Origin of the sequence: Clostridium felsineum DSM 794 (genome assembly GCF_002006355.2) — a bacterium.
Classification (GTDB): Bacteria; Bacillota; Clostridia; order Clostridiales; family Clostridiaceae; genus Clostridium_S; species Clostridium_S felsineum.
In genome coordinates, this window is the sequence record NZ_CP096980.1 from 2,736,601 (window position 1) to 2,759,478 (window position 22,878).

20 protein-coding genes are annotated in these 22,878 nt (G+C 28.4%); 4 read left to right on the plus strand and 16 right to left on the minus strand.

Annotated features, from left to right (window positions below; genetic code table 11):
* Positions 1-60: 60 nt before the first annotated feature.
* From CLFE_RS12980 to CLFE_RS12990, 3 genes are all read right to left on the minus strand, one after another.
* The gene (locus tag CLFE_RS12980) at positions 61-1,437 is read right to left on the minus strand and encodes an MATE family efflux transporter (protein ID WP_077895379.1); all 1,377 of its coding nucleotides are present in this window, start codon (positions 1,435-1,437) and stop codon (positions 61-63) included.
* Positions 1,438-2,008: 571 nt separating this feature from the next.
* Positions 2,009-2,197 carry a hypothetical protein gene (locus CLFE_RS12985; RefSeq protein ID WP_077895380.1) on the minus strand — a complete coding sequence of 63 codons (189 nt, stop codon included), beginning with the start codon at positions 2,195-2,197 and terminating at the stop codon, positions 2,009-2,011.
* Positions 2,185-2,778, minus strand: a complete 594-nt coding sequence (locus CLFE_RS12990; protein ID WP_077895381.1) for a hypothetical protein — start codon at positions 2,776-2,778, stop codon at positions 2,185-2,187. The genes CLFE_RS12985 and CLFE_RS12990 overlap by 13 nt, the downstream gene beginning before the upstream one ends.
* A 473-nt stretch (positions 2,779-3,251) precedes the next feature.
* Here CLFE_RS12990 and CLFE_RS12995 point away from each other — a divergent pair, with 473 nt between their 5' ends.
* Complete coding sequence (locus CLFE_RS12995) at positions 3,252-6,203, plus strand: DEAD/DEAH box helicase (protein ID WP_077895382.1); 2,952 nt, start codon at positions 3,252-3,254, stop codon at positions 6,201-6,203.
* A 204-nt stretch (positions 6,204-6,407) separates the two neighbouring features.
* On the opposite strand, the gene CLFE_RS13000 is transcribed toward CLFE_RS12995, so the two are convergent.
* The 8 genes from CLFE_RS13000 to CLFE_RS13035 all read right to left on the minus strand — a co-directional run bounded on the left by CLFE_RS13000 (position 6,408) and on the right by CLFE_RS13035 (position 13,761).
* Positions 6,408-7,613: an IS256 family transposase gene (locus tag CLFE_RS13000; RefSeq protein ID WP_169851002.1), complete on the minus strand. Its 1,206-nt coding sequence runs from the start codon at positions 7,611-7,613 to the stop codon at positions 6,408-6,410.
* A 139-nt stretch (positions 7,614-7,752) separates the two neighbouring features.
* A complete protein-coding gene (gene mutT, locus CLFE_RS13005; protein ID WP_077832062.1) occupies positions 7,753-8,136 on the minus strand; it encodes an 8-oxo-dGTP diphosphatase MutT in 384 nt (127 codons plus the stop codon).
* A 480-nt stretch (positions 8,137-8,616) separates the two neighbouring features.
* A complete protein-coding gene (locus CLFE_RS13010; RefSeq protein WP_077894998.1) occupies positions 8,617-9,135 on the minus strand; it encodes a DUF1003 domain-containing protein in 519 nt (172 codons plus the stop codon).
* Positions 9,136-9,339: 204 nt separating this feature from the next.
* Positions 9,340-9,828, minus strand: a complete 489-nt coding sequence (locus CLFE_RS13015; protein WP_077894999.1) for a hypothetical protein — start codon at positions 9,826-9,828, stop codon at positions 9,340-9,342.
* 37 nt (positions 9,829-9,865) lie between these two features.
* Complete coding sequence (locus tag CLFE_RS13020) at positions 9,866-10,390, minus strand: hypothetical protein (protein ID WP_077895000.1); 525 nt, start codon at positions 10,388-10,390, stop codon at positions 9,866-9,868.
* Complete coding sequence (locus CLFE_RS13025) at positions 10,391-11,797, minus strand: hypothetical protein (RefSeq protein WP_242951711.1); 1,407 nt, start codon at positions 11,795-11,797, stop codon at positions 10,391-10,393.
* A 196-nt stretch (positions 11,798-11,993) separates the two neighbouring features.
* Entirely contained in the window at positions 11,994-12,773 is a 780-nt protein-coding gene (locus CLFE_RS13030) for a nucleotidyltransferase domain-containing protein (protein WP_077895001.1), read from the minus strand.
* Positions 12,763-13,761 carry a nucleotidyltransferase domain-containing protein gene (locus tag CLFE_RS13035; protein ID WP_077895002.1) on the minus strand — a complete coding sequence of 333 codons (999 nt, stop codon included), beginning with the start codon at positions 13,759-13,761 and terminating at the stop codon, positions 12,763-12,765. The genes CLFE_RS13030 and CLFE_RS13035 overlap by 11 nt, the downstream gene beginning before the upstream one ends.
* Before the next feature lie 191 nt (positions 13,762-13,952).
* Here CLFE_RS13035 and CLFE_RS13040 point away from each other — a divergent pair, with 191 nt between their 5' ends.
* The 3 genes from CLFE_RS13040 to CLFE_RS13050 all read left to right on the plus strand — a co-directional run bounded on the left by CLFE_RS13040 (position 13,953) and on the right by CLFE_RS13050 (position 17,120).
* On the plus strand, positions 13,953-15,197 hold the full coding sequence (locus CLFE_RS13040) for an aminopeptidase P N-terminal domain-containing protein (protein ID WP_169851014.1): 1,245 nt from the start codon (positions 13,953-13,955) through the stop codon (positions 15,195-15,197).
* A gap of 243 nt (positions 15,198-15,440) precedes the next feature.
* Positions 15,441-16,103: a phosphatase PAP2 family protein gene (locus CLFE_RS13045; protein ID WP_242950772.1), complete on the plus strand. Its 663-nt coding sequence runs from the start codon at positions 15,441-15,443 to the stop codon at positions 16,101-16,103.
* Positions 16,104-17,120, plus strand: coding sequence for a glycosyltransferase family 2 protein (locus CLFE_RS13050; protein WP_077895004.1), 1,017 nt, complete (start codon positions 16,104-16,106; stop codon positions 17,118-17,120).
* Between the two features lie 44 nt (positions 17,121-17,164).
* On the opposite strand, the gene tlp is transcribed toward CLFE_RS13050, so the two are convergent.
* The 5 genes from tlp to CLFE_RS13075 all read right to left on the minus strand — a co-directional run bounded on the left by tlp (position 17,165) and on the right by CLFE_RS13075 (position 22,602).
* On the minus strand, positions 17,165-17,392 hold the full coding sequence (tlp, locus tag CLFE_RS13055) for a small acid-soluble spore protein Tlp (RefSeq protein WP_077895005.1): 228 nt from the start codon (positions 17,390-17,392) through the stop codon (positions 17,165-17,167).
* A 104-nt stretch (positions 17,393-17,496) separates the two neighbouring features.
* Positions 17,497-18,249 carry a DUF554 domain-containing protein gene (locus tag CLFE_RS13060; RefSeq protein ID WP_077895006.1) on the minus strand — a complete coding sequence of 251 codons (753 nt, stop codon included), beginning with the start codon at positions 18,247-18,249 and terminating at the stop codon, positions 17,497-17,499.
* A 49-nt stretch (positions 18,250-18,298) separates the two neighbouring features.
* Positions 18,299-19,120, minus strand: coding sequence for a MerR family transcriptional regulator (locus tag CLFE_RS13065; protein WP_077895007.1), 822 nt, complete (start codon positions 19,118-19,120; stop codon positions 18,299-18,301).
* Positions 19,121-19,307: 187 nt separating this feature from the next.
* Positions 19,308-21,611 (minus strand): glycosyltransferase family 2 protein, encoded by a 2,304-nt coding sequence (locus CLFE_RS13070; protein WP_077895008.1) that lies wholly within the window; start codon positions 21,609-21,611, stop codon positions 19,308-19,310.
* A 199-nt stretch (positions 21,612-21,810) separates the two neighbouring features.
* Positions 21,811-22,602, minus strand: coding sequence for a DUF4405 domain-containing protein (locus CLFE_RS13075; RefSeq protein WP_077895009.1), 792 nt, complete (start codon positions 22,600-22,602; stop codon positions 21,811-21,813).
* Positions 22,603-22,878 lie beyond the last annotated feature (276 nt).

A 22,878-nucleotide genomic window follows, 5' to 3' on the forward strand; every position in this document is an offset into this window, starting at 1 on the left:
CAAGAAGCATTACAATATCATTTATCTCTATCCATTTCTTAATTCTTATAACCAATTTTATTATTGTTTTGATTGTATATCTAATTCTTTTAAAATTCTTTTGAAATGTAAAAAAAACATAATACTTGTAACACTAACGGCTATAAAATCAGCTATTGGCTCTGACAAATATACAGCTTTAACCTTATTGGAACTAAATAAAGGAAGTACATATATAAACGGTATCAAAAGAATTACTTTACGTAGTAGTGCTAAAAATACAGATGTCTTAGCATTTCCTAATGCAATAAAAGTTTGCTGACAACTTATTTGAATTCCAAACATAAAGGAAACTGCCATATAAATTCTAAGTGCATCAACTGAAGCTTTAATTAAATTGGCATCTCCAGTAAAAATCTTTGCAACAACTTGAGGAAATAACATAACAAAAATCCATATTGTAATAGAATAGGTTAACGAAGATTTAATCAACAAACTAAATGCCTTTTTTACTCTACCTACATTTTTTGCTCCATAATTGAAACCTATAATAGGTTGTCCTCCTTGTGATAGTCCATTAAGCGGCAACATTGAAAACTGCATCACACTATACATTATTGTCATTGTCCCTACTGCTAAGTCTCCACCATATCTCGCTAATGAAGAATTAAAGGTTATTGATAAAATTGACTCTGTTATCTGCATAATAAATGGTGCTAGTCCAAGTGCAAAACAAGGCAATAATACTTTCATATTGGGTTTTAAATACTCTTTCTTTATTTTTAATAAACTTTTTGAACTTACCAAAAAACGAATTACCCATACTGCTGAAACTGCTTGAGCAATTATATTAGCTAATGCTGCTCCTTTTACTCCTAATCCTAAAACAAATATAAATATAGGATCTAAAATTATACTAAGTATTGCTCCACTAAGTACAGTAATCATACTTATTTTTGCAAATCCTTGTGCAGTTATAAACGTATTCAATCCCAATGCTAGTTGGACAAATATAGTTCCACAGGCATACATTCTCATAAAATCCACTGCATATACTATGGTGTTTTTGCTAGCTCCAAATAACATAAGAAACTTCTCACAAAAAACAAGTATAATAATTGTTAATACTATAGACATTATTATAAGTGCAGTTGTACAATTTCCTAGTATTTTTTCAGCAGTATCCTTTCTACCCTTACCCATCATAATTGAAGCTCGTGGTGCACCACCCATACTTATCAAATATGCAAATGCTGAAATTGCCATAATTAAAGGCATTGTGACACCAACTCCAGTTAAGGCTTCAACACCTACATTAGGAATATGTCCAATATACATTCTGTCAACAATGTTATATAAAACGTTAACAACTTGTGCTATAATGGCCGGAATAGACATATTAAAAAGTAGCTTTCCTATGCTTTGTGTGCCTAAATTATTTTCCTTAGTTTGTTCCATTTATAGTTCTCCTTATCTTTTTATAATATCATAGTTTTTAATCTTATTTTTTCCATAATATCTATCTTTTCTAAAAAAACTTCTAATAACTGCTTTACATTCAAATTGTTTTTGCACCTTTTCAATATTTAATATCTTAAAACTATTAAAATAAAAAATGATATTTTCATTATATAACTTTTCTCTGAAAATATCATTTTTATTTTAAATTACAATTCTTTAAGTTTTTCAACAACTAATATATCTGCCTCCTGTAATAACTTTTATTTTCATACTACCCATTAAGTGTCTCCGTTATCAACAGCTATTACTAGTAGTTCCTGGGTCTTTCTTCAATAACCATGTTGCTTTTCTCTCAATTTACTGAGCTTTTTACCATTTTCGAACAGACTTCTGGCATGCTTAAGCTTGCGGTTTCAAGCATAATTAACTATGGCATCTCTTATTTGTTCTTTTGATTCTTCATTAACTAATTTTATCAATTTGTTCTTTAGTTTAAAAAGATAATTCTGCTGTCAGTTTCAAACATTTTACTTATTATATTTCTTATACAAATCACTTCTAGTTCCGATTAAAAATCCTCTTTTTCTCTGCTGCTCTTTAATATAAAAGAAGAAGCTTGTCCTTCACCATAGTCTAACTGAATTAAACATTTGTTAGTTTTATCAAAAACAAATTCACTTAAAAATCCGCTATTATTAATACCATTTGAATAAGTTGCTCCATGACAACGAGCAGTATCTTGATCTAAAAAAAGCAAGCAAGATGAGATTTTAAAGGTTCTTCAATTTTTTCAAATATAGTTTCCCATTTTTCATCTACCCTTTTAATCGGATTATCGATATCCATAATATTTTCATATCCATAAGTTGCACAAAACAATGAACATAAAGCACTATAGAACGTACCATCTGTGTGAACTCTAGCTATTATTGTGGCAAATTCAAATTCTTCACTTTTATTCATGTCAATATCAAACTTTTTTACAATACGAATTAAACTTGAACCTTTTAGATAAGGACTTTCCCCAATAAAGATTCTTTCTTTCATAACAGCATCTACTACCTCTTCTCCAAACTCTGAGAAAAAATCATAATCTTCCTCAAGCATAATAAGTGAATTATTCAAATCAATAAGCCATTTTTCATGCATACCCTGTTCATCTTTCCAAGGTTTAATAATTCCATCTGGAATTATTTCAAGTGCTTCTTTTGTTAGATATTCTCCTATAAATTCTAGAATAAACTCATCCCAATAATAATGATGGTAAACTTCCCCTTCTTCATCCTTAATATTACAATTCAAAATCAATTCAAAAGCTTTTTTCAACTCGTTATCCATATTTCTTGTACCTCCATTATAAAAGGACAGCTCTGCTTTTATTTTAATCATTATTTTAAAAACAGAGCCTTACCTTAAGTTAATTTATTAATCACTAAATATAATTTGGAATAAAAATAAAATTACTACTATATTTTTCTAGAATAGCTGCATAAACATCATTTTGATTACATTCGAGTATTTTTACAATTACTTATATTTTAGCATTAACCGGTAATATTATATAGAGTTTTTTGTTAATTATTTAAGTTTAATGAAGGCTAAAGCTTTTAGTTTTTACAAATTTTAGTTTTCGTTGAATTGCTTCTAATTGTCTATTTCAGTACTATACTGTTTTTAAATTATTTGAAAATCTAACTTTTTTAAAATATTCAAGTTCAATACTATCTTTGGTTTACTCATTATTGTTAGTAATACCCATAACATGATATAATATGCTTATTGCTACATATTTTTGTCAAGGAAGGTCATGTATGGATAATTTAATAAAAATCAATAATACAACTAGCCCAATAGACCCAAAATCGATAGAATCCCCAATTTCAAATGATATTTTAGAAGCAACTAAAACTGGTTTAATAAATAACCTGATAAATTCAAATTTAGCATTAAGACCAAAGCTCATTATAAATGATTATAGTAAAGGTGAAAAAGTTTTAAGTGATATTAAAGCAGAACTAGCAAATTGTACAGAATTTATGATATCTGTAGCTTTTATAACAAGCAGTGGCTTAATACCTCTTTTAGAAACCTTAAAGTCCCTATGTAAAAAAGGAATTCAAGGAAAAATTCTAACAACGAATTATCTTACATTTAGTGAACCTAAAGCATTAAAAAAGCTTTCACAATTTTCAAACTTAGATATAAGGATGTATTGTAAAGATAATTTTCATACTAAAGCTTACATATTTAAACATTCTGATCATTATAAAATTATAGTTGGTAGCTCAAATCTAACACAGTCTGCATTGACCAAAAACAAGGAATGGAATATAGAATTATCTTCTCTTGAAGAAGGTAGTCTAACAGCAAATGTATTAAATGAATTTGAACTAATGTGGTCAGATGCTGACATTTTAACTGCCGATTGGATTAAAACTTATGAAGAAATATATTTAAAACAAAGACAATCTATGCGTGAAAGTAAAATTCCAAAACTTTCACAATATAAATTAAAACCAAATAAAATGCAAGTATCCGCAATTCAAGCTTTAAATAACTTAATAGAAAAAGGTATTAAAAAGGCTTTACTAATTTCAGCTACTGGTACAGGTAAAACTTATTTGTCAGCTTTTGCTGTAAGAAACTTCAATCCTAAAAAGATACTTTTTATTGTACATAGAGAACAAATTGCTAAACAAGCCTTAAAGAGTTATACAGATGTTTTTGGTGATACTAAAAAAATGGGACTACTATCTGGCAATTCAAAGGATACAAACAAAAACTTCATATTTTCAACAGTGCAGACTCTATCTAAGGATGAAGTTCTATTTAGTTTTTCAAAAACTAAATTTGATTATATTGTTATAGATGAAGTTCATAAAGCCGGTGCTAATAGTTATCAAAAAATCATTGAATATTTTACTCCTAAATTCTTATTAGGAATGACAGCTACCCCTGAGAGATCAGATGACTTCAATATTTTCAAATTGTTTGATTACAATATTGCTTATGAAATTCGCCTTCAACAAGCCTTAGAAGAAGATTTACTTTGTCCATTTCATTATTTTGGAATTACTGATGTATCTGTAGATGGTAAAAGTTTAAACGAAACTACCGATTTCAAATATTTAGTTAGTGATGAACGTATTAAGCACATCGTTGACAAAATTAATTTTTATGGTTATTCAGGAGATAAAGTAAGAGGCTTAGTGTTTTGCAGTAATAACAAAGAAGCTATGGAATTATCAAATAAATTTAATACCTATGGTTTTAGAACTTTAGCCCTAAGTGGCGAAAATTCTCAAAGCGAACGCGAAAAAGCCATTGAACGCCTAGAACAAAATGAAAATATTAATTGCTTAGATTATATTTTTACAGTTGATATTTTTAATGAAGGCGTTGATATACCTGCTATTAATCAAGTTGTTATGTTACGACCTACTAAATCCTCTATAGTTTTTATACAACAATTAGGTAGAGGCCTTAGGAAAAGAGAAAACAAAGAATACGTTGTTGTAATAGATTTTGTTGGAAATTATAATAACAACTTTTTAATTCCAATAGCTCTTTCTGGTGATAAAAGCTATAACAAAGATAATATGAGGAAATTTATTTTAGAAGGAAATAGAACTCTTCCAGGTTGTTCTACAATTAATTTCGATGAAATTTCAAAGAAAAGAATTTTCGAATCAATTGATAAATCGAACTTTAACGATATCAAGCTTATTAAAGAAAGCTACACTTTTTTAAAAAATAAACTAGGTAAAATTCCTAGCTTAATGGACTTTGATTTGCATGATTCTATTGATCCTATAAGAATATTTGATAATAAAAGTTTAGGATCATATCACAAATTTTTATCTAAATATGAGAAAAAATACAACACAAAACTTACTGAAACACAAGAAATTTTTGTAGAATTTGTATCTAAAAAACTTGCACCTGGAAAGCGAATTCATGAATTAGAAATGCTTAAATGTGTTATAAACCATAAATTCAATTTAATATTTAAACTAAAACAAACTTTAAAAGAAAAATATAACATAACCTTTAAGGATAGTACAGAAACCTCAATTATTAATATACTAACAAATGAATTTCCAAGTGGTTCTAGTAAAAAAACTTATGAGAAATGCATATTCATAGAAAAAGATATGTCTGACTATAGAATCTCAAAAGTTTTTGAAGAAAATTTAAAAAATAAAGATTTCAAAGCTATTATCCTAGAATTAATTGAGTTTGGTATATATAGATACAAAAAATTTTATAGCCAGCATTACATGAATACAAATTTTAAGTTATATCAAAAATATACTTATGAAGATGTATGTAAACTATTAGAATGGGAGAAAGGAGAAGTAGCTCTTAATATTGGCGGATATAAATTTGATAAAAAAACAAAAACCTATCCTGTTTTTATAAACTATTCAAAGTCTGATGATATAAGTGATTCCATAAATTATAAGGATAGATTCGATTCTCAATCAAAATTAATTGCAATATCTAAATCCGGTAGGACTGCAAAATCTATTGATATTATTCAAGCCTATAATGCTGAAAAAGATGGTGTTGAAATGAGTTTATTTGTTAGAAAGAATAAAGATGATAAAATATCCAAAGAATTCTACTTCTTAGGAAAAATCAAGGCTGTGGGAATTCCTCACCCTATTATCATGGAGAATACAAGTAAAACTGCTGTAGAAATTGAATATCAATTATATACTCCTGTAAGAGAAGATATTTTTAATTATCTAACATCATAAATTTATTAAAATAAAAATGATATTTTCATAACTTTTTTCTGAAAATGAGAGTGTAAAATTCTTTCTGTAAAATAACTTTCTATGGTAAGTTTTAAAAGACAAGATTGTCAAAAGTGACTTTCTATCTTGTTTTAAATATACATTCTAAAAATATGTATGTCAAGAACGCCTTTAAAAACAGGCGTTTTTGGCATATTAAGCTTTTTATTCAGTAAGTCGTCCTTCATACATAATGGATAATTCACCGTACACTTTACCCCAATTTCTTAGTGGCAAACGCCATTTTTTTGTAGCTTCAAAAGTAGCAAGGTATAAAGCTTTTAAAAGTGATGTATCGCTTGGAAATACAGTTCTTTGTCTATTTAATCTACGATATGTGCTGTTGAGACTTTCGATTGCATTTGTAGTATAAATAACTTTTCTTACATCAGCAGAGAACTTAAAAATAGGGCTAATAGCATCCCAATTTGATTTCCAGCTTTTCATTGAGTTAGGATAATGTTTTTCCCATTTTCCAGTGATTTCTTCTAATTGCTTATATGCAATTTCCTCAGAAGGTGCATGATATATAGTTTTTAAATCTTTTGCAAATTCTTTTTTATCTTTATCAGAAACATACTTTAATGTATTTCTTACTTGATGAACTATACAACGTTGATATTCAGTATTTGGAAAAGCTACTGATATAGATTCCTTTATCCCTGTAAGACCATCTGCACAAAGGATAAGGATATCTTGAACACCTCTATTTTTTAATTCATTGAGAGCACTAAGCCAATATTTACTGCTTTCATTTTCTCCAATATTTATAGAAAGTACTTCTTTTCTGCCTTCATTATTTATACCAAGAATAATGTAAGCTGCAAGCTTACGTATAACGTTATTTTCCCTTACGGAAAAATGAACTGCATCAATGAAAACAATTGGATATACTGTAGATAAAGGTCTATGTTGCCATGCTTCTATTTCAGGAAGAAGTTTATTGGTTATATTTGAAACCATTCCTTCACTAACTTCAAACCCATATATATCTTCAATTTGTTCTGAAATTTGTCTGGTACTTAATCCTTTAGCATACATAGAAATAATTTTTTCTTCTATACCAGAAATATCTTTCTGGTGTTTTTGTACTATTTTAGGTTCAAAAGAACTTTCTCTATCCTGTGGTACATCTATATTCATCTCACCATATTTGCTTCGAATTCTTTTTTGTTTTTTCCCATTTCTTGAGTTTGTAGTTTCGGCTCGTTCATATGGTTCATAGCCTAAATGCTCGTCCATTTCACCTTCAAGCATAGATTGAATAGTTCCACCTAATAGATCTTTTAAAGCTTCCTGAATATCCTCAGCTGACTGAATATCATACTCGTCTATAAGAGCTGATATAATATTTCTTTTTCCTTCATTCATTGGTTTTACCTTATAAATATCTTTTTTTCTTGCCATAATAAAAGGCCTCCTATGATTTTATTTTACCATAGAAAGCCTTATTATTTTTATTTACAGACTTTTCTTCACATGCTCCTGAAAATATCATTTTTATTTTAAATTACAATTCCTTAAGCTTTTCAACTACCAATATATCAGCTGGGACCCATTTTAGCTTGTCCACTTCATCTAATGATATCCATTTAGTGGCATTATGAGCATTTAAATGCATCTTTCCTCCGCATACCTCACACAAGAAACAATGCATTGTAAGATGAAATTTTGGATAATCATAATCAACTGTAGTTACATATTTAGAAACTTCTATGTCCAGTTCCAATTCTTCTTTAATTTCACGAATGAGAGCTTCCTCTCTGGTTTCTCCAGCTTCTATTTTTCCACCAGGGAATTCCCACATATTTTCAAATTCACCATAGCTGCGACGAGTGGTAAATATCTTATTATCATGCTTTATTATTGCAGCTACTACTTCTATTGTTTTCATAGTATAATCACCTCTACCTTTATAGATTATACTACATAATTCCATATATTAATACAGTTTACATATTATCATTTAATCCTATGTGTATTTTCACCTATATTTATAATCTTTTTTAAAATTATTAATATAATACGTAAGACCTTTTCTAAATTCTTATTATTCAATTTTTCTATTCTATCTTATTTTCATCCAAATAACATATTTTATCTACATTAAACTCAATCATCTCGTCTTGCAAAATATCTTAACTTTCTATTAGGATATCTTTCCTTTAGTCCTTTAAATCTATCTAACACTTTTTGTTCATCCATTATATACTACAAATCAAAATCTAATAAATTTAATTCTATTGTTTTACTAAATGCATATGTATATTGAAATTTATTAATTTTTAATTTAACTTTTAGAGCCTCTACATTGATAACTATTTACCTATTCTTTCGTGTTTTTAACAGCTCTATCCCTTTCTTCTTAAGCCTCTCACTTCCCACCACGCTTCTCCATCTCATCAATTTTCCCCATTATAAACTTTTGACTTTTTATAATTTCATCCATTTTTAAATGTAAATCTTCTATAATTATTTCAGATTTCAAATTCACCTTATAATCATTCCTAGCTTTTATCCTATCTTTAGCTTCTTCTCTATTTTGAGACATCATAATTATAGGTGCTTGTATGGCAGCAATACAAGATAAAAACAAGTTCAAAAGAATAAAAGGATAGGGATCAAACGGTTTTATTATATATGACACATTTATAATTATCCATACTATAATGAGTCCCACTGCTGTTAATATAAATGGCCAACTACCAACAAATGCTGAAATTTTATCTGCCATTTTATCTCCAACGCTTAATCTACTTTCATCTATTACATTTGCATCCTTTGAAACTTTTCCTTGTATAAGTTCATGTATAAGATCCTCTTCTATATCACTAAACTCAGCTTTATTCTCTAAGATTTTTTTCGTAATTTCTCTATAATTATATTTTTTCACTGACCAATTCCAACCTTTAAATATAAAAGATTAGAACTTTTCACCCCAACTTTCATATAATACTTTTATTTTATTATTACCTTATTTAATCGATTATACTAAATTGAGATTTTATCTTTACTATAAATTTTATAATAAAACAAAAATGCCAGTAGTTTAAGTTAACCAATGGCATTTCACATTTTAATATAATTGAAAAACATTTTACTCATCTCCTGGATTCTTATAACACCAATATTCATCATATGGGAGTTTTCTTAACTTCTCCATATCCTGAAAATTAAAAGCAAAATCATCTTCAAACCATATATAATCCTTTGGATTTAATTTCAAATATTCATATGCAAATTTAAAAATGGAGTTTTCATTATCTGAAACCTTATCTATTACTGCTACATTATAAAGTTTTTGTTCCCAATCTACATAATCAAACTCTTCATCCCACTCTTCATTTATGAATTTTTTATGCAGCCTAAATATTTCAAATATAAATCGATCTTCTTCATCAATATCAAAACCTTTGCTTGATATATTAATGTGTGCATGTTTAAAGCGACCATTCTCATCATACCTGTTACTTGTTCCAAGTGATAAATTAAGATTAGCTCTAAACACCGCTTTCATTACATCTCTTAAAAGCTCTTCTGGTGAAAAATCTCTTCTATCCTTTAATATTACTCCTGATAATCCCATTTACTTTAACTCTCTTCTAATATTTCCTTTGCCAATACTAATTTTTATCTTTTAATTTATCATTTGGATTTTTATAACACCAACATTCATCATATGGCAGTTTGCTTAATTTCTCCATATCCTCAAAAGTATAAACCCAATCATCTTCAACCCAAAAGTAATCTTGAGGATTTATTTTTAAATACTCATGTATAAACTTAAATACTATTTGTTCATTATCTATTACATTTTCAATAAAAGCTATTTTACATAATTTATCTCCCTTTAAAACCCAATCAAATTCATTCATATCTGTATAACTTTCATTTATTTCATCTATATAAAAATTCAAAGACTGTCCCTGTTCCACTTCTTCATTACCAAAATCATCAGCAGAACGATTGAATGCAATATGATCAAATATTCCTAGATTTAGACAACAAAACTCACCATTTTTATGATTAATTATATTTTCTCCTCTAATTTTAAGTTTTGCATTAAATATAGATTTTTTAATATCATTTATTGAATTCTCAACTATATAATCATCTTTTTTCTTTAATATACATCCAGATGTGGCCATTTATTTCAACTCTCCTTTTAATTCATCTAAATTATTAACAACTGTTATACCTTTTTCTTTTATTTCATTTATCTTCTCAACAGTATACTTATTATGTATATCTATTTTTTCATCTATATATAATATAACTTTTTTACCATTATAATTTAAATAATTGGGATTGTCCCTATCTGCATACTTATAAATTTGATCCATATGAATAGCTTTTGTTGACTTTTTCACCTCTATAATACATTTGTCAGTTGCTACATCAATATCACCAGCAGCTTTAGCTTTAGTCATATTTTCAACTTTTTGTCCAAATGCAGTTACTTTTAAAGATGTTTTTTCATTAATAAATTTTGCAACTTTCGCCTCTATTCCTTCTCTAACATTCTTAGGCTTAATGTACTTAGCTTTTATAGAATCAATAATAGTTGACGGTCGTTGTTCTACATAGCGAATTTTGTTTCCAGCTTCATTAGTATAATCTGTCAATTTATTTCCCATTTTATTAAACTTAATAACTACATTGGGATTGCCTTCTCCATCATGAGCAATTTCTGCTAATTTACATAATTTATTCTTTAAAGATTCAAAGGCTGTTTCTAATATGCTTCCTTCATTTTTTACATTTTGTGCAACTTCCTCTATTTCCCTTAATGCTCCTATTCCTACAAGAGATAATTCTGGTCCACCTAAATTGAATTTAGATAAAACATTTTTAAATTCTGTTAATTCATCACCAATATATTCTACTGCTTTTCCACCAGTCTCTATTCCCTTTGAGGTGACCTTAAATCCAGCTTTAAATAAACCCGCTGCAGCGAATATTCCAACTTTACTTACTTCATCTACAACTTTACCCCCAGCCGCAGCATCACCATTAAATAAAATGTCTGTATCATATCCAAAGATATCTGTAGACAATCCGTCTATGTCAAAAGCTTTAACTTCTTTCTCAAATCTATTTAATTCTTTATCTTTTTCTTTTTGAGCCTTATAGAATTGACTCTTTGCATTACTACCATAATATAAATGATAAAATAATATTGTGGCTAAGGGCTGTGCTTCAAAAGAGTTCATCATATCTTTTGTTATATTATCAGCACTTTCACCTCTGTATAACCTAGCTCCATAATTCTTATTAAAGGGAATATCAGTATCTGCTTTTATAAGCTCTGTCTTTGCACTATTTAAGTTTATAGACATTTTTTCCATTGCATTTAGAATATCTACTTCCGATTTTGTTACAATTCTTATATTATTTTCTATTACATCACAGGACTGTGAATAAATACTTTTATGTAAAAAATCTCCTTGCTTGTAACTTTCCTTTTTTACATCATACAATTTTTCTATTCCTACTCTTAATTCTTTTAAAAATATGTCCATCTTTGATACTACAAATGATATTTTATCTGCCATGTAATCACCATTCTTTTGTCCTATGTTTTTTTGTAAAATATAATAAAACTAGTTTAAGAATAACCGCTACTATATTAACATGCTTATTAGTGTACCATACTAAAAAATACAAGTAAATTGATTTTTTTAATTTTATTTTAATGAGATTTTACTTTGCGTTAAAGCTATATTTACAAATATAACTCACTTATCCTAACTACAATATACTCCTCATAAAAATCTCATTAAGCTCGTCCCATTCCACTTTTCTGTCATCTTCATAGGTGTTTATTATATTCTTATAATAAGAAAGCTGATTTTCAATATACCTATTTAACTTATCAATACGCCTGCCTTTATCTGATTCCTTCATTGTTTTCTTAACAATAACAAGTTCATCCACTAACTCTTTCATTTCACCTTGAAGCATGCTATCCATTAAAGTACTAAAAAGTACTGGAGGCGGACATGACTTTTCCTCAATCCATTTTGAAGCGAGCAGTGGCCTTATTACATAAAAATACTTTTTATATTTCACATAATCCTCTTCTAAATATTTGTGAAAGTTACTCTTTGCAGTTCCGTAATAATGATACATAGAGGCTTTCTTCGAAAAATATTTTTCTGCCCTGCAGTAGATTTCCTTCCACTGATCTGTAGTTCTGTATACCACTGGTGAGTTTGTCCATTCAAATAAAGTAGCGTTGGACTTATGAAATAACTTTAGTGCTTTGTTTAAATCCCATCCATTTATATCAAGGGTTTCATCCAGTTCCCAATCGATTATATCCTTGGTGTCCTCAAGTTTTAAATAATATTCTTTAGGACGTACATATATAAATCTGACATCATAATCACTGTCTGGTGAGGCAAAACCCCAGGCTCTACTGCCGGATTCTACTGCATGAAGTATTTTAACATTTTCCTGTTTTTCTATTTCATCTAATTTAAAATTAATTAGTTCCTCTATAGTTCCTTCAAAATCTTTATATTTCATCCTTAACCACCCTTTCGTTGACGCTCATTACGAATTCTTCTACTCTATCAATGTCCGGCTCTTCCTTAAGATTTGTATGTTTAGCAGCATAAGATAATCTTTCCTCAAAGTCATTAAGCATTGTATAAAAATCCTCATTAAAATTACCATCTTCCTTTTGAAATTTGCCATTTCTTATATCTAAAAGAAGCTCCTTTTCCTTAGCTCTATAAGTACTTATTTCTTCCTTTTCTAAAATATCAATGGCCATCATAAACAATCTTATCAAATGCATAGCATGCTTATTAAGATGATTATCATCCTTCTTTTTATTGCGCTTTCCTATTTTGTCATAATCTCTTACTATATTGTTCATTTCCGCCCATATATTTTTATAATCTCTTAGGGGGTAATGCCTTAAATTAGCATCTAAATATATTTCTGAGTTATCAATATAAACTTTAAGACTGCCTTCTTGAAAGTTCTCATACCTCTTTGAAAAATCGTATAGTGCGTTTTTCACTGAATTAAATATATGCTTTTCCTTTTCTTCTTTTGGGTACGAATCTCTTGCTAGTGCATTTTGGAGTCTTCTTAACTGACTTAAAGCATAACCGTAAAAGGAATGAACGGCTCTCTTTGACAAAAACATCTTCTTATTATTAATAAGTTCTCTGCCTATATCATTTAAATACAAATAATTCTCTTCATTTAATCCAAGTAACTCAATTGTATTGGGATTGCAGTTTAATAATAAATTGATCATTTTATTAAAACCATATATGCAGGTATCCGTATTGTCATCTACATACTGATCAAAAGATGTCATTCCTATTAAATCTGATTTTCTATTTAAGGTGATTCCTCTTATGTCTATATCACTATTTTCATTATTAGTTCCATAAGCATAGCTTCCTGACAAGCCTAACAGTATAACGTTTTTTCCTAAATGTTTATTAATATTCAGGAAATTGTATTCTTTATTCTTTAGTATATCTTTAGTAATCATTTAAAGCTTCTCCTTTTCGTTATAAAAGTATATGACTACAATTATAATTATTATATTTAGCCACTTCAAGAAATATTTTATACAATATTTTCTTTTCACTAATTATAAGTTTTAAAGTAATTTTACTGAACAAACCTGTGTTATAATATATATAATTTTAAAAATATATCATTAATATGGGGGTTATTATTTTGAAAAGAGAATTTCACATAGAAAATCGTAAAACCTTGTACAGCACTTTAGAACCAGGGTCACTTATAGTTGCCTTTAGTGGTCATGCACCTAGAAAAACCGGCGATGAAGACTATCCTTTTTTCGCTAATCGTAATTTTGTATACTTAACAGGAATAGAGCAGCAAGATAGTATTCTTTTAGCTTCCAGCTTTAAAAATTCTTCAGAAGAAATGTTGTTTTTACTTAAGCCTGATGCTCTTAAAGAACGCTGGACAGGCAGAAGAATTACACCTAATGAAGCTTATGATTTCTCAGGTATAAACACTATAAAATACCTGGATGAATTTAAAGATTTTTTAGATAAGATAATTAAAACCGATAAAATCCAAAATATCTATTTAGATTTTGATAGATTAAGAAGTGATGAGCCTGACAGTGGTGCCTACAAATTATGTAGCTACATAAAAGCTAACTATCCCTTCATTGTTATAAAAAATCTTCAGCCCCATTTAAGAAAACAACGTACTATAAAAAAACCTTGTGAAATTGAAGCTATGAAAAAAGCGGAGAAAATCACACGAGCAGGTATTATTTCTATGATGCAGGCTTCTAAACCCGGCATGTATGAGTATCAATATAAAGCTGAATTTGATTATACCTTAATGCAGCATGGTGTTTTATCTCCTGGTTTTCCTTCTATAATTTCTGCTGGAAAGAATAATTTTTGTATACACTACTATTCTTACAAAGGTCAAGCTCAAGATGGAGATATGATTTTAAATGATGTAGGAGCTTGTTTTGATAATGAAATAAATGATGTATCCCGCGGATGGCCTTGTAACGGTAAATTCAATGAAAAACAGCGTTTATTATATGAATGTGCCTATGAAACCTCTGAATATATGTTTAGAACCTTAAAACCTGGTATGCCTATGAAAGATGTGGACTTAATGGTGCGTAAATACAACTTTGAAAGACTTAAGGATATTGGTTTATGTAAAAACTATGATGAAGTTTCAAAATACATATGGCACGGCGGAGCACATCATGTAGGCTATGATGTGCACGACTTAGTTGATTCCTCTATGCCTTTAACACCTGGGATGGTATTTTGTGTGGATGTTGGCATATATGTTGAGGATTGGGGAATTGGTTTTCGTTTAGAGGATAACTGCTTAATTACCAAAAATGGCTGTGAAAATATATCTGGAATAACACCTAGAACTATTGAAGATATTGAGGCTGTAATGGGGAAACGATAAACAAAAATTTAAATTTTTGTTTAGTATTGTAAAAGCTTCTTTTAAATTTATAAATTATTAATAGATTTAAAAGAAATATATATTTAATTTTAATCATTTAGTGATAAAATTAAATTAATGTTGTTTTTAATCTATTGACTTATATAGTATAAACACGCTATACTTAAAGTTATTTGGTAATATATTATATTAAACAAATTGGGCACAAATTAAGCAATTTACATTCATTTTTAAGAGGAGTTTATGATGAAAGCAATTAAAAAAATATATAACATTATACCTGAATATGCCATTAAACCTTTAATTTTATGTGTAATTTTCAACTTTAGTGTATATTCAGGAGCACGACTATTTTACAAAGATGCTACTTTTCACAATTTAACAACCTTTTTAGATAATAAGATTCCTGTTGTTCCAATTTTTACAGTTATTTATCTTGGTAGTTATATATTTTGGATTATAAACTATTTATTAATTAGTAGAATAAATAAAAATTCCTGTTATCGTCTTATAATGGCAGACTTATTAGGAAAGCTAATATGTGGTATCATATACATAGTATTTCCTACTACTAATATAAGGCCTAACCTTGTTTCGTCTGGTATTTTTGTGGACATGCTTAAATTTTTATATAGTGTAGATGCAGCAAATAATCTTTTTCCTTCTATTCATTGTTTGGTTAGTTGGTATTGCTTTGCTGGGCTTAGAAATTGCAAAACTATTCCTAAATGGTATCGTGCCTTCTCCTTTTTTGTAGCAATTATGATATGTATTTCAACTGTAACAACAAAACAACATGTTATAATTGATGTTTTTGGAGGCATAATATTAGCAGAATTAACCTGGCAATTATCTTATTATTTACAACTTTATAAAGCATTTAAATTCATCAATCAGGAGGTATAAATGAAAGTTCTGACTATAGTGATACCTTGTTACAATTCGGCAGCCTACATGAATAGAGCCATAGACTCTCTGCTAATTGGCAGCGAAGACATTGAAATCTTAATTGTCAATGATGGTTCTGTTGATAACACTTCAAAAATTGCTGACGAATATGAATCAAAGTATCCTAATTTAATACGTGCAATACATAAAGAAAACGGTGGTCATGGTGATGCAATAAATACAGGTCTTAAACATTCAACGGGCATGTACTTTAAAGTTCTAGATAGTGATGATTGGTTCGATAAAGAAAGCCTAAAGAAAATACTTAACATATTAAAAAATATGATTAACACTTCTAATAAATTAGATTTACTTATTTCAAATTATGTATATGAAAATGTGAGTATAAATAAATTTAAGAGTATTAATTACAGAAGTGCAATGCCAATAGAAAAAATATTTACCTGGGAAAATTTAGGCCATCTTAGAAACAGTCAAAATATATTAATGCACTCTGTGATTTATCGTACTGAATTGCTCAAAGAGTGCGGTATAGAACTTCCTAAACATACATTTTATGTGGATAATATTTTTGTATACAAACCACTTCCTTATGTGAAAACAATGTACTATGTAGATGTTGATTTATATAGATATTTTATAGGAAGAGATGATCAATCAGTTAATGAAAAGGTAATGATAAAGCGTATAGATCAGCAGATTAAAGTAACCAAAATACTTATAGACTGCTATGATCCTATGCTTATCTCATGCAAAAAATTACGCAAGTACATGATTAAATATTTAGTTATGATGATGACTGTTAGCACTGTACTCTTATTAAAAGATAATACAGAAGAAAGCCTAAATAAAAAAAAAGAACTTTGGAACTACTTAAATTCTAAAAATAAAAAACTGTATTTAGAAGTAACTAAATCCTTTCTTGGTCTTATGATTCAAATAAGAGGTATTTTAGGAAGGAAAATTATACTACTAGGTTATACCTTATCTAGAAAAGTTTTTGGTTTCAATTAAAAAGTGACGGCACTAATTAAAATAAAATGTGCCGCCATTTTTTATTATTTATAATTGTTTTTTTTAGCTAAAGCTTCATCTTTAATTTCAGACTTAAATCCTTCCACTGCCTTTTCTCTTCTACAATTTTTCTCCTTTAAATCCTTCTTTTCCTTTGGATCACTTACTTTTTCAATCATTTCATCTGCTAAATGAATATTTTCAATAGTATTATCTATATTTGATTGAATTCTGTCTACATTATCTCTTCTATCATCTGGGTTGATTTTCATATAAACATCTCCTTTATCCAAATTATATATAGAACTTTCATCTTTTATTTTTTTCTTTGTGTTATAAAAATATGTATATTTATTTTTGGATACGAAGGGATTTTTTAATGTACTAGGGTAGTCCATAAATGAGATATTGGCATAACTAATACAAGTGCCGGCAGCATATTTGCAATAGGAAAATTTTTTATATTACTTATTCTAAAACCTGTTGCAAACATTATTATTCCTCCACAGGCAGTAAAATCCGCAATCATTGTTGGCGTAGTAAATGGCAATATAACGCTTGCACTAAAAAATAATATCATAAGCACAACTATTTGAGGTATGCAAATAGCTGAAACAAAAAATCCAAGAGAAGTTGCAAAAATTGCTGAAGTGAACAAATCAAGAATAGATTTTGTAAATAATATAGAATGATCCCCTGTCATGCCTTCATTTAAAGCTCCAAATATTCCTGTTCCACTGGCACAAAATAAAATCACTATTGCAACAAATTGCTGCATAAAATCCTCTGGCTTTATTTCTTTCTTTTTTTTATCTACAGTTGCTGCAATCTCTGTTTTATTTTTCAAGAACAATTTTTCCATATATTTTTTTGAATAACCAGCCACCGCAGCAATTCTGCTTTCTAGCTTTATTAATTCTCCAATTACAGTTCCAATTATTATAGCTAATATAACTGCTGGCATAGTTTTTATTTTACCCATACTTATAATTCCCATAGACATAGATGCAACACCTGAAGTTAAAGGAAGTGATATTCTTAGTCTTTCAGGAACCTTGTCCCCTAAAGCTGCTCCAATTACACCTCCAAAAAGTACTGCACAAGAATTTACTATTACTCCAATAGGCATTATCTTTTCCTCCATCTCTTATGTAAATTTTATTTTAAGTTTATATAATTTAAATTTCAACAGGTATCTGTAACTGGCACAGGTCGGTTTTACTTCTACTGCTATAAAAAGTAGCATCTAGAATACATGCATCAATTATATCTCCTACTATTTTATAATTATTATTATTTATCCATTTAATAAGATTTTCTAAATCCGTAGTGTTATATGGCATTCCATATTTATACATACAAGCATATTTTCCCTTTGGTAACACAATAGTATTTTCAATAGGATATTCTACATCTGGCAAAACTATAAAACCTCCTGCATCTTCAAAAATATACTCTTTATCTATTTTATCCTTCTTTATAATAACACCAAATTCACTAGCTGGAAGAATATTGTGTTTGTTAATTATCTTCCGTATTTTAACTTGAGTAAGGTGCAGTTCTTCTCTGGATATTTCCTTCTCAAACGGTATAAATATTACTCTTCTTTCTCCAAATTCCTCTACCATAGGTCTATACAATTCATCTTTGAATTCTTCTACACTAGAATATAAATTCAGCCTTTCTTCTATAGATGCACGTACTTTATTTAACTTTTCTATTTCTTCATCAATAAATTTTTCATGACACTTTAATAAGGATATAGCACTTCTAGTATCCCTATTTTTTATATGCTTTTTTATATCTTCCAGCTTAACACCTATAGATTTTAAGAAACAAATTTCTCTTAAGAAAGGAATTTGATACACACTATAATACCTATATGCATTCTTATCAATGTATATAGGTTTAAACAAATCTATCTTGTCATAATAAATCAGTGTTTGCCTTGAAAGATTATGTATTTTCGCCATTTGACTTATTGATAAGTAATTTTCCAACTTCATTTCCCCCATAATTTTCTTATATTACCGGCAAATATATTATATAGGGTTTCTTACATTTAAATTATAAAGTGTATTACGACTATACAGTCAATAATTATTTTTAAATTTGTAGAAACACAAAAAAGGGGCAATGTTAATCCCCTTTGCCTTAACTTATTTTACTACATTTATATCTAAAATACTAATATATTATATCTTCTTTAACTTCTACAATATCGTTAACTAAGTTATCCTTATATTCTACATCTCCATTTAACAATCTTACTAAATCGTAGTTTATGAATTCATTATAATTGGCAACTTTATATACTAATACATCTTTTCTATTTTTATCTGATAGGGTTTTATCATAAATACAATGAAGGCTAATATTGAGTTCTTTAACTATAGGTATTGTAAACTCATCATATTTTTTACTTTCTTCAACTGCAATGTACATATAGTTAAAATCTAATACACGTATACTAGTTTCATTTTCTGCTGCCAATATTTTTATATCTCTATTGATTTTTACTCTAGGAAGCTTTCTATTTAAAGTAAAAATTCTTTTTCTTCTATTTCTTATATTTCTAAATATGTTAATAAGCATAAAGTCTCTCTTTTGTTTCTCAGGAAATGGCGGTACTCTATCATATAGTATTAGTATTAACTCTGAAAAATTTTCTTTGTCAATATCAGTAATATTAAATACATATTTATAATCACTTTTAAAATTATCTACTCTTACTATTTTCCCAAGAAAGGTTGCTGAATTTCTAGCTGTTTTTATCCCTATTGTGTAATTCTTATCTGGCTCTAGACACATTGGCTTCGCTATCTTTATGGATACTCCTGTTTCTGATATATCCACAGTTTTGCCTATAACCTTATTATCATTATTCACTATATAAGCCTCTTCTCCTACGAATATTCTTTCGTTATTTCTAAATTTAGGCCTTTCAGAGGCAAAGAAAATAGCCATTCCTAGCAAATACAAATTATAAACAAGCCAGAATAAATTTATTATATATTGAGCTTGGAAATTACTGGTTACATATAAGTATATTATCTTAATGATTCCAATTAGAGATAGTACTGCTATAACTATCTGAACTCTAACAAGCTCGAATCTATTTATAAAATTATCACGCTTTATATTTTCCTTTGGAGTTACCTTGAATTTAGACATTTTAAAGCCAAAGGTTTCTTTTAAAACTCCCTTTGTTATCTGCGGAAACAATATAGTATCATATATATGACTCCAAGAAACCGTTCTTACCTTATCTGAAAAATGATAAAAAGCTATATTTGTGAAAACAAACATTGGCAGCCATATTTCTAACATTTGAAGAGCTGGTGTTGATAATACCACAACATTAAATACAGAGAACATTATTGGCGCCATAAAAAATATCAATCTCCATATTCCAAAATACCAATAGGAAAATGCACTAAAATACATTATCTTTTGATATATGTTAAGACCCTTCATAAATAAAGGATTAAAGGCTTTAAAGGTTTGTATTACACCTCTACCCCAGCGTATTCTTTGACTGTATAAATCCTCAAGACTTTCAGGTGATAAACCCGATGCATGTATTTCATTTAAATATATACATTTATATCCTCTACTTTGAATTTTCATTCCAGTAGCAAAATCTTCTGTAATTGTTCCAACCACCAGTCCTCCTATTTCATTTAAAGCTTCTCTTGATAGAACTGTATTAGATCCAGCATAAATTATTGCATTAAATCTACCCTTTCCCGCTTGTATTAATCTTGAAAATAAATTCTGTTCATTGGGAATAGTTCGTTCCGTAAATAGATTATATTGAAATGGGTCTGCATTATAAAAATTTTGTGGTACTTGTACAAATCCTATTTTTTCTCCCTGCATAAAGAAAGGAATAGTTTTAAGTAAAAAATCATGCATTGGAATCATATCTGCATCAAAAGTTACTACATAGGGAGAATCAGTTTTACTTAAGGCATTATTTAAATTTCCTGCCTTTGCATGAGCATTATCATTTCTTGTTATATACCCTATATTAAGGCTTTCACATAATTTTTTTATTTCTTCTCTTTTCCCATCATCACATATATAAATATGCACCTTTTCTTTATTCGGATAGTCCATATTCTTACAACCTACCAAGGTTTTATATAGAAGCTCCTCTGGTTCATTGTAAGTAGCGATAAAAATATCCACGTTGGGAAACTCTTTATCACCCACTTCTGGAGTTTTTGGTGTTTTAATATCCCATAGTGTTAAATAAAACATAGAGGATTCAAGAAATCCCATTGCTTCAGCAATAAATAACATATATGCCGCTATTAAGGATATATACCCAAAGGTTTTTGGTATAGTGTAAGAGAATCTCCAATATAAGTAAATACTGTAACTAGCATAAAACGTAAATAGTATTACAGTCTTATAAAATAAATGTGCTATTCTTTTTCTTTTGTAATTTTTTACTTGCTGTACCTTCACTGATCTCTTATCCAATTGCTCACCTGCTTTTAGTTATATTTAGCACTGATTGTATAGTCCAATATTTATCTTTAGACTTTTTTATACAATTTTCTACATAAAATGCTATTGTTATTATATCGAAGCTTTTATTCATTCTTTGATATTTTATATAACAAAAAAAGATGTAGATTTTACCCTCTACATCTAATAAACTATTTAATTTACCTTTACCTTATATTGAGGCTTTAAGCTTTCTTTTTAACAATGCTTTTTCAGAATAATACAAGACTACTAAAAACACTCCTATAATAGACATATCCTGTGCTACACCACTTATAATATTTCCATTTACTCCTTTTTCTCTAACCAAACCAGTTTTATGTTTAATATTATCCTTCATGCCTTCATTAGGCTTTGGTGCTTTAGCCGCTGTTTCTTTCAATTCATGCTTAGGCACTGATTTAAAAGCAAGTGTAATCTTAGAAACATAGTTAATTGATACAATACTATATAATCCAAATACTAATATTACTACAGCTATCAATTTAGCAGCATAGCCAAATGCTTTGCTTTCTCCATTAACTCCCACAATCTTTTTAAATACATTCATAACCCACTTCCAGTGCAAGCCTAAATGAATTCCTATAAGTGCCAAACCTATAAACGCTGAAGTAATATGTGTTCTTTCATTAAATAGTCCATTATATATACCTAGGTTTGGAAATAAAAATTTTGAAATAGCTAGTCCGCTTATAATAATTATTATCATATCAATAAATGTAATTATGTTCAAAAAGTAAACTAACCTAGCTCTCACAGCCATCTTTTTATTAAAAACAGCTAAGGTCATATTTTTTATCCATTTAATATTTAAAATCATATGAAATACTACTGCTGCTCCTATTATAACTCCTATGATTTCGTGGATTCCATGTACGTGAAGAAACTTTGAATTGAATACTAATAAAAATATTATTCCCATTAAAAGATCCAGTGTAAACTTTAAGAAATTAATCTTTCTCACTAAAAAAACCCCCTTCCTTTAATATTCCTTATATACTTTACATATAGAAAATTAAATGTGGACTAACATTTCTATAAATAAAATATACAAATCCCTCTAATGTAAATAATATCAAATAAAGCTTAATTTTTGCTGAGAATTTATTTAACAAATTAAAAATTAATACAATTTTATCCACAACTAGTATCCTGTAGCATGAAATAAAGGTATACTTTCTCACTTATTTTAAGTGTAAAAATTATATTAATACTTATTGACAATTATTCAGAAATATTT

Excerpts from the sequence above, each read along its gene's own strand:
- CLFE_RS12980 (WP_077895379.1), bottom strand. The coding sequence starts at position 1,437 with ATGGAACAAACTAAGGAAAATAATTTAGGCACACAAAGCATAGGAAAG.
- CLFE_RS12990 (WP_077895381.1), bottom strand. The coding sequence starts at position 2,778 with ATGGATAACGAGTTGAAAAAAGCTTTTGAATTGATTTTGAATTGTAAT.
- CLFE_RS12995 (WP_077895382.1), top strand. The coding sequence starts at position 3,252 with ATGGATAATTTAATAAAAATCAATAATACAACTAGCCCAATAGACCCA.
- CLFE_RS13000 (WP_169851002.1), bottom strand. The coding sequence starts at position 7,613 with ATGAATGAAGGAAAAAGAAATATTATATCAGCTCTTATAGACGAGTAT.
- mutT (WP_077832062.1), bottom strand. The coding sequence starts at position 8,136 with ATGAAAACAATAGAAGTAGTAGCTGCAATAATAAAGCATGATAATAAG.
- CLFE_RS13015 (WP_077894999.1), bottom strand. The coding sequence starts at position 9,828 with ATGGGATTATCAGGAGTAATATTAAAGGATAGAAGAGATTTTTCACCA.
- CLFE_RS13020 (WP_077895000.1), bottom strand. The coding sequence starts at position 10,390 with ATGGCCACATCTGGATGTATATTAAAGAAAAAAGATGATTATATAGTT.
- CLFE_RS13025 (WP_242951711.1), bottom strand. The coding sequence starts at position 11,797 with ATGGCAGATAAAATATCATTTGTAGTATCAAAGATGGACATATTTTTA.
- CLFE_RS13030 (WP_077895001.1), bottom strand. The coding sequence starts at position 12,773 with ATGAAATATAAAGATTTTGAAGGAACTATAGAGGAACTAATTAATTTT.
- CLFE_RS13035 (WP_077895002.1), bottom strand. The coding sequence starts at position 13,761 with ATGATTACTAAAGATATACTAAAGAATAAAGAATACAATTTCCTGAAT.
- CLFE_RS13045 (WP_242950772.1), top strand. The coding sequence starts at position 15,441 with ATGATGAAAGCAATTAAAAAAATATATAACATTATACCTGAATATGCC.
- CLFE_RS13050 (WP_077895004.1), top strand. The coding sequence starts at position 16,104 with ATGAAAGTTCTGACTATAGTGATACCTTGTTACAATTCGGCAGCCTAC.
- tlp (WP_077895005.1), bottom strand. The coding sequence starts at position 17,392 with ATGAAAATCAACCCAGATGATAGAAGAGATAATGTAGACAGAATTCAA.
- CLFE_RS13060 (WP_077895006.1), bottom strand. The coding sequence starts at position 18,249 with ATGCCTATTGGAGTAATAGTAAATTCTTGTGCAGTACTTTTTGGAGGT.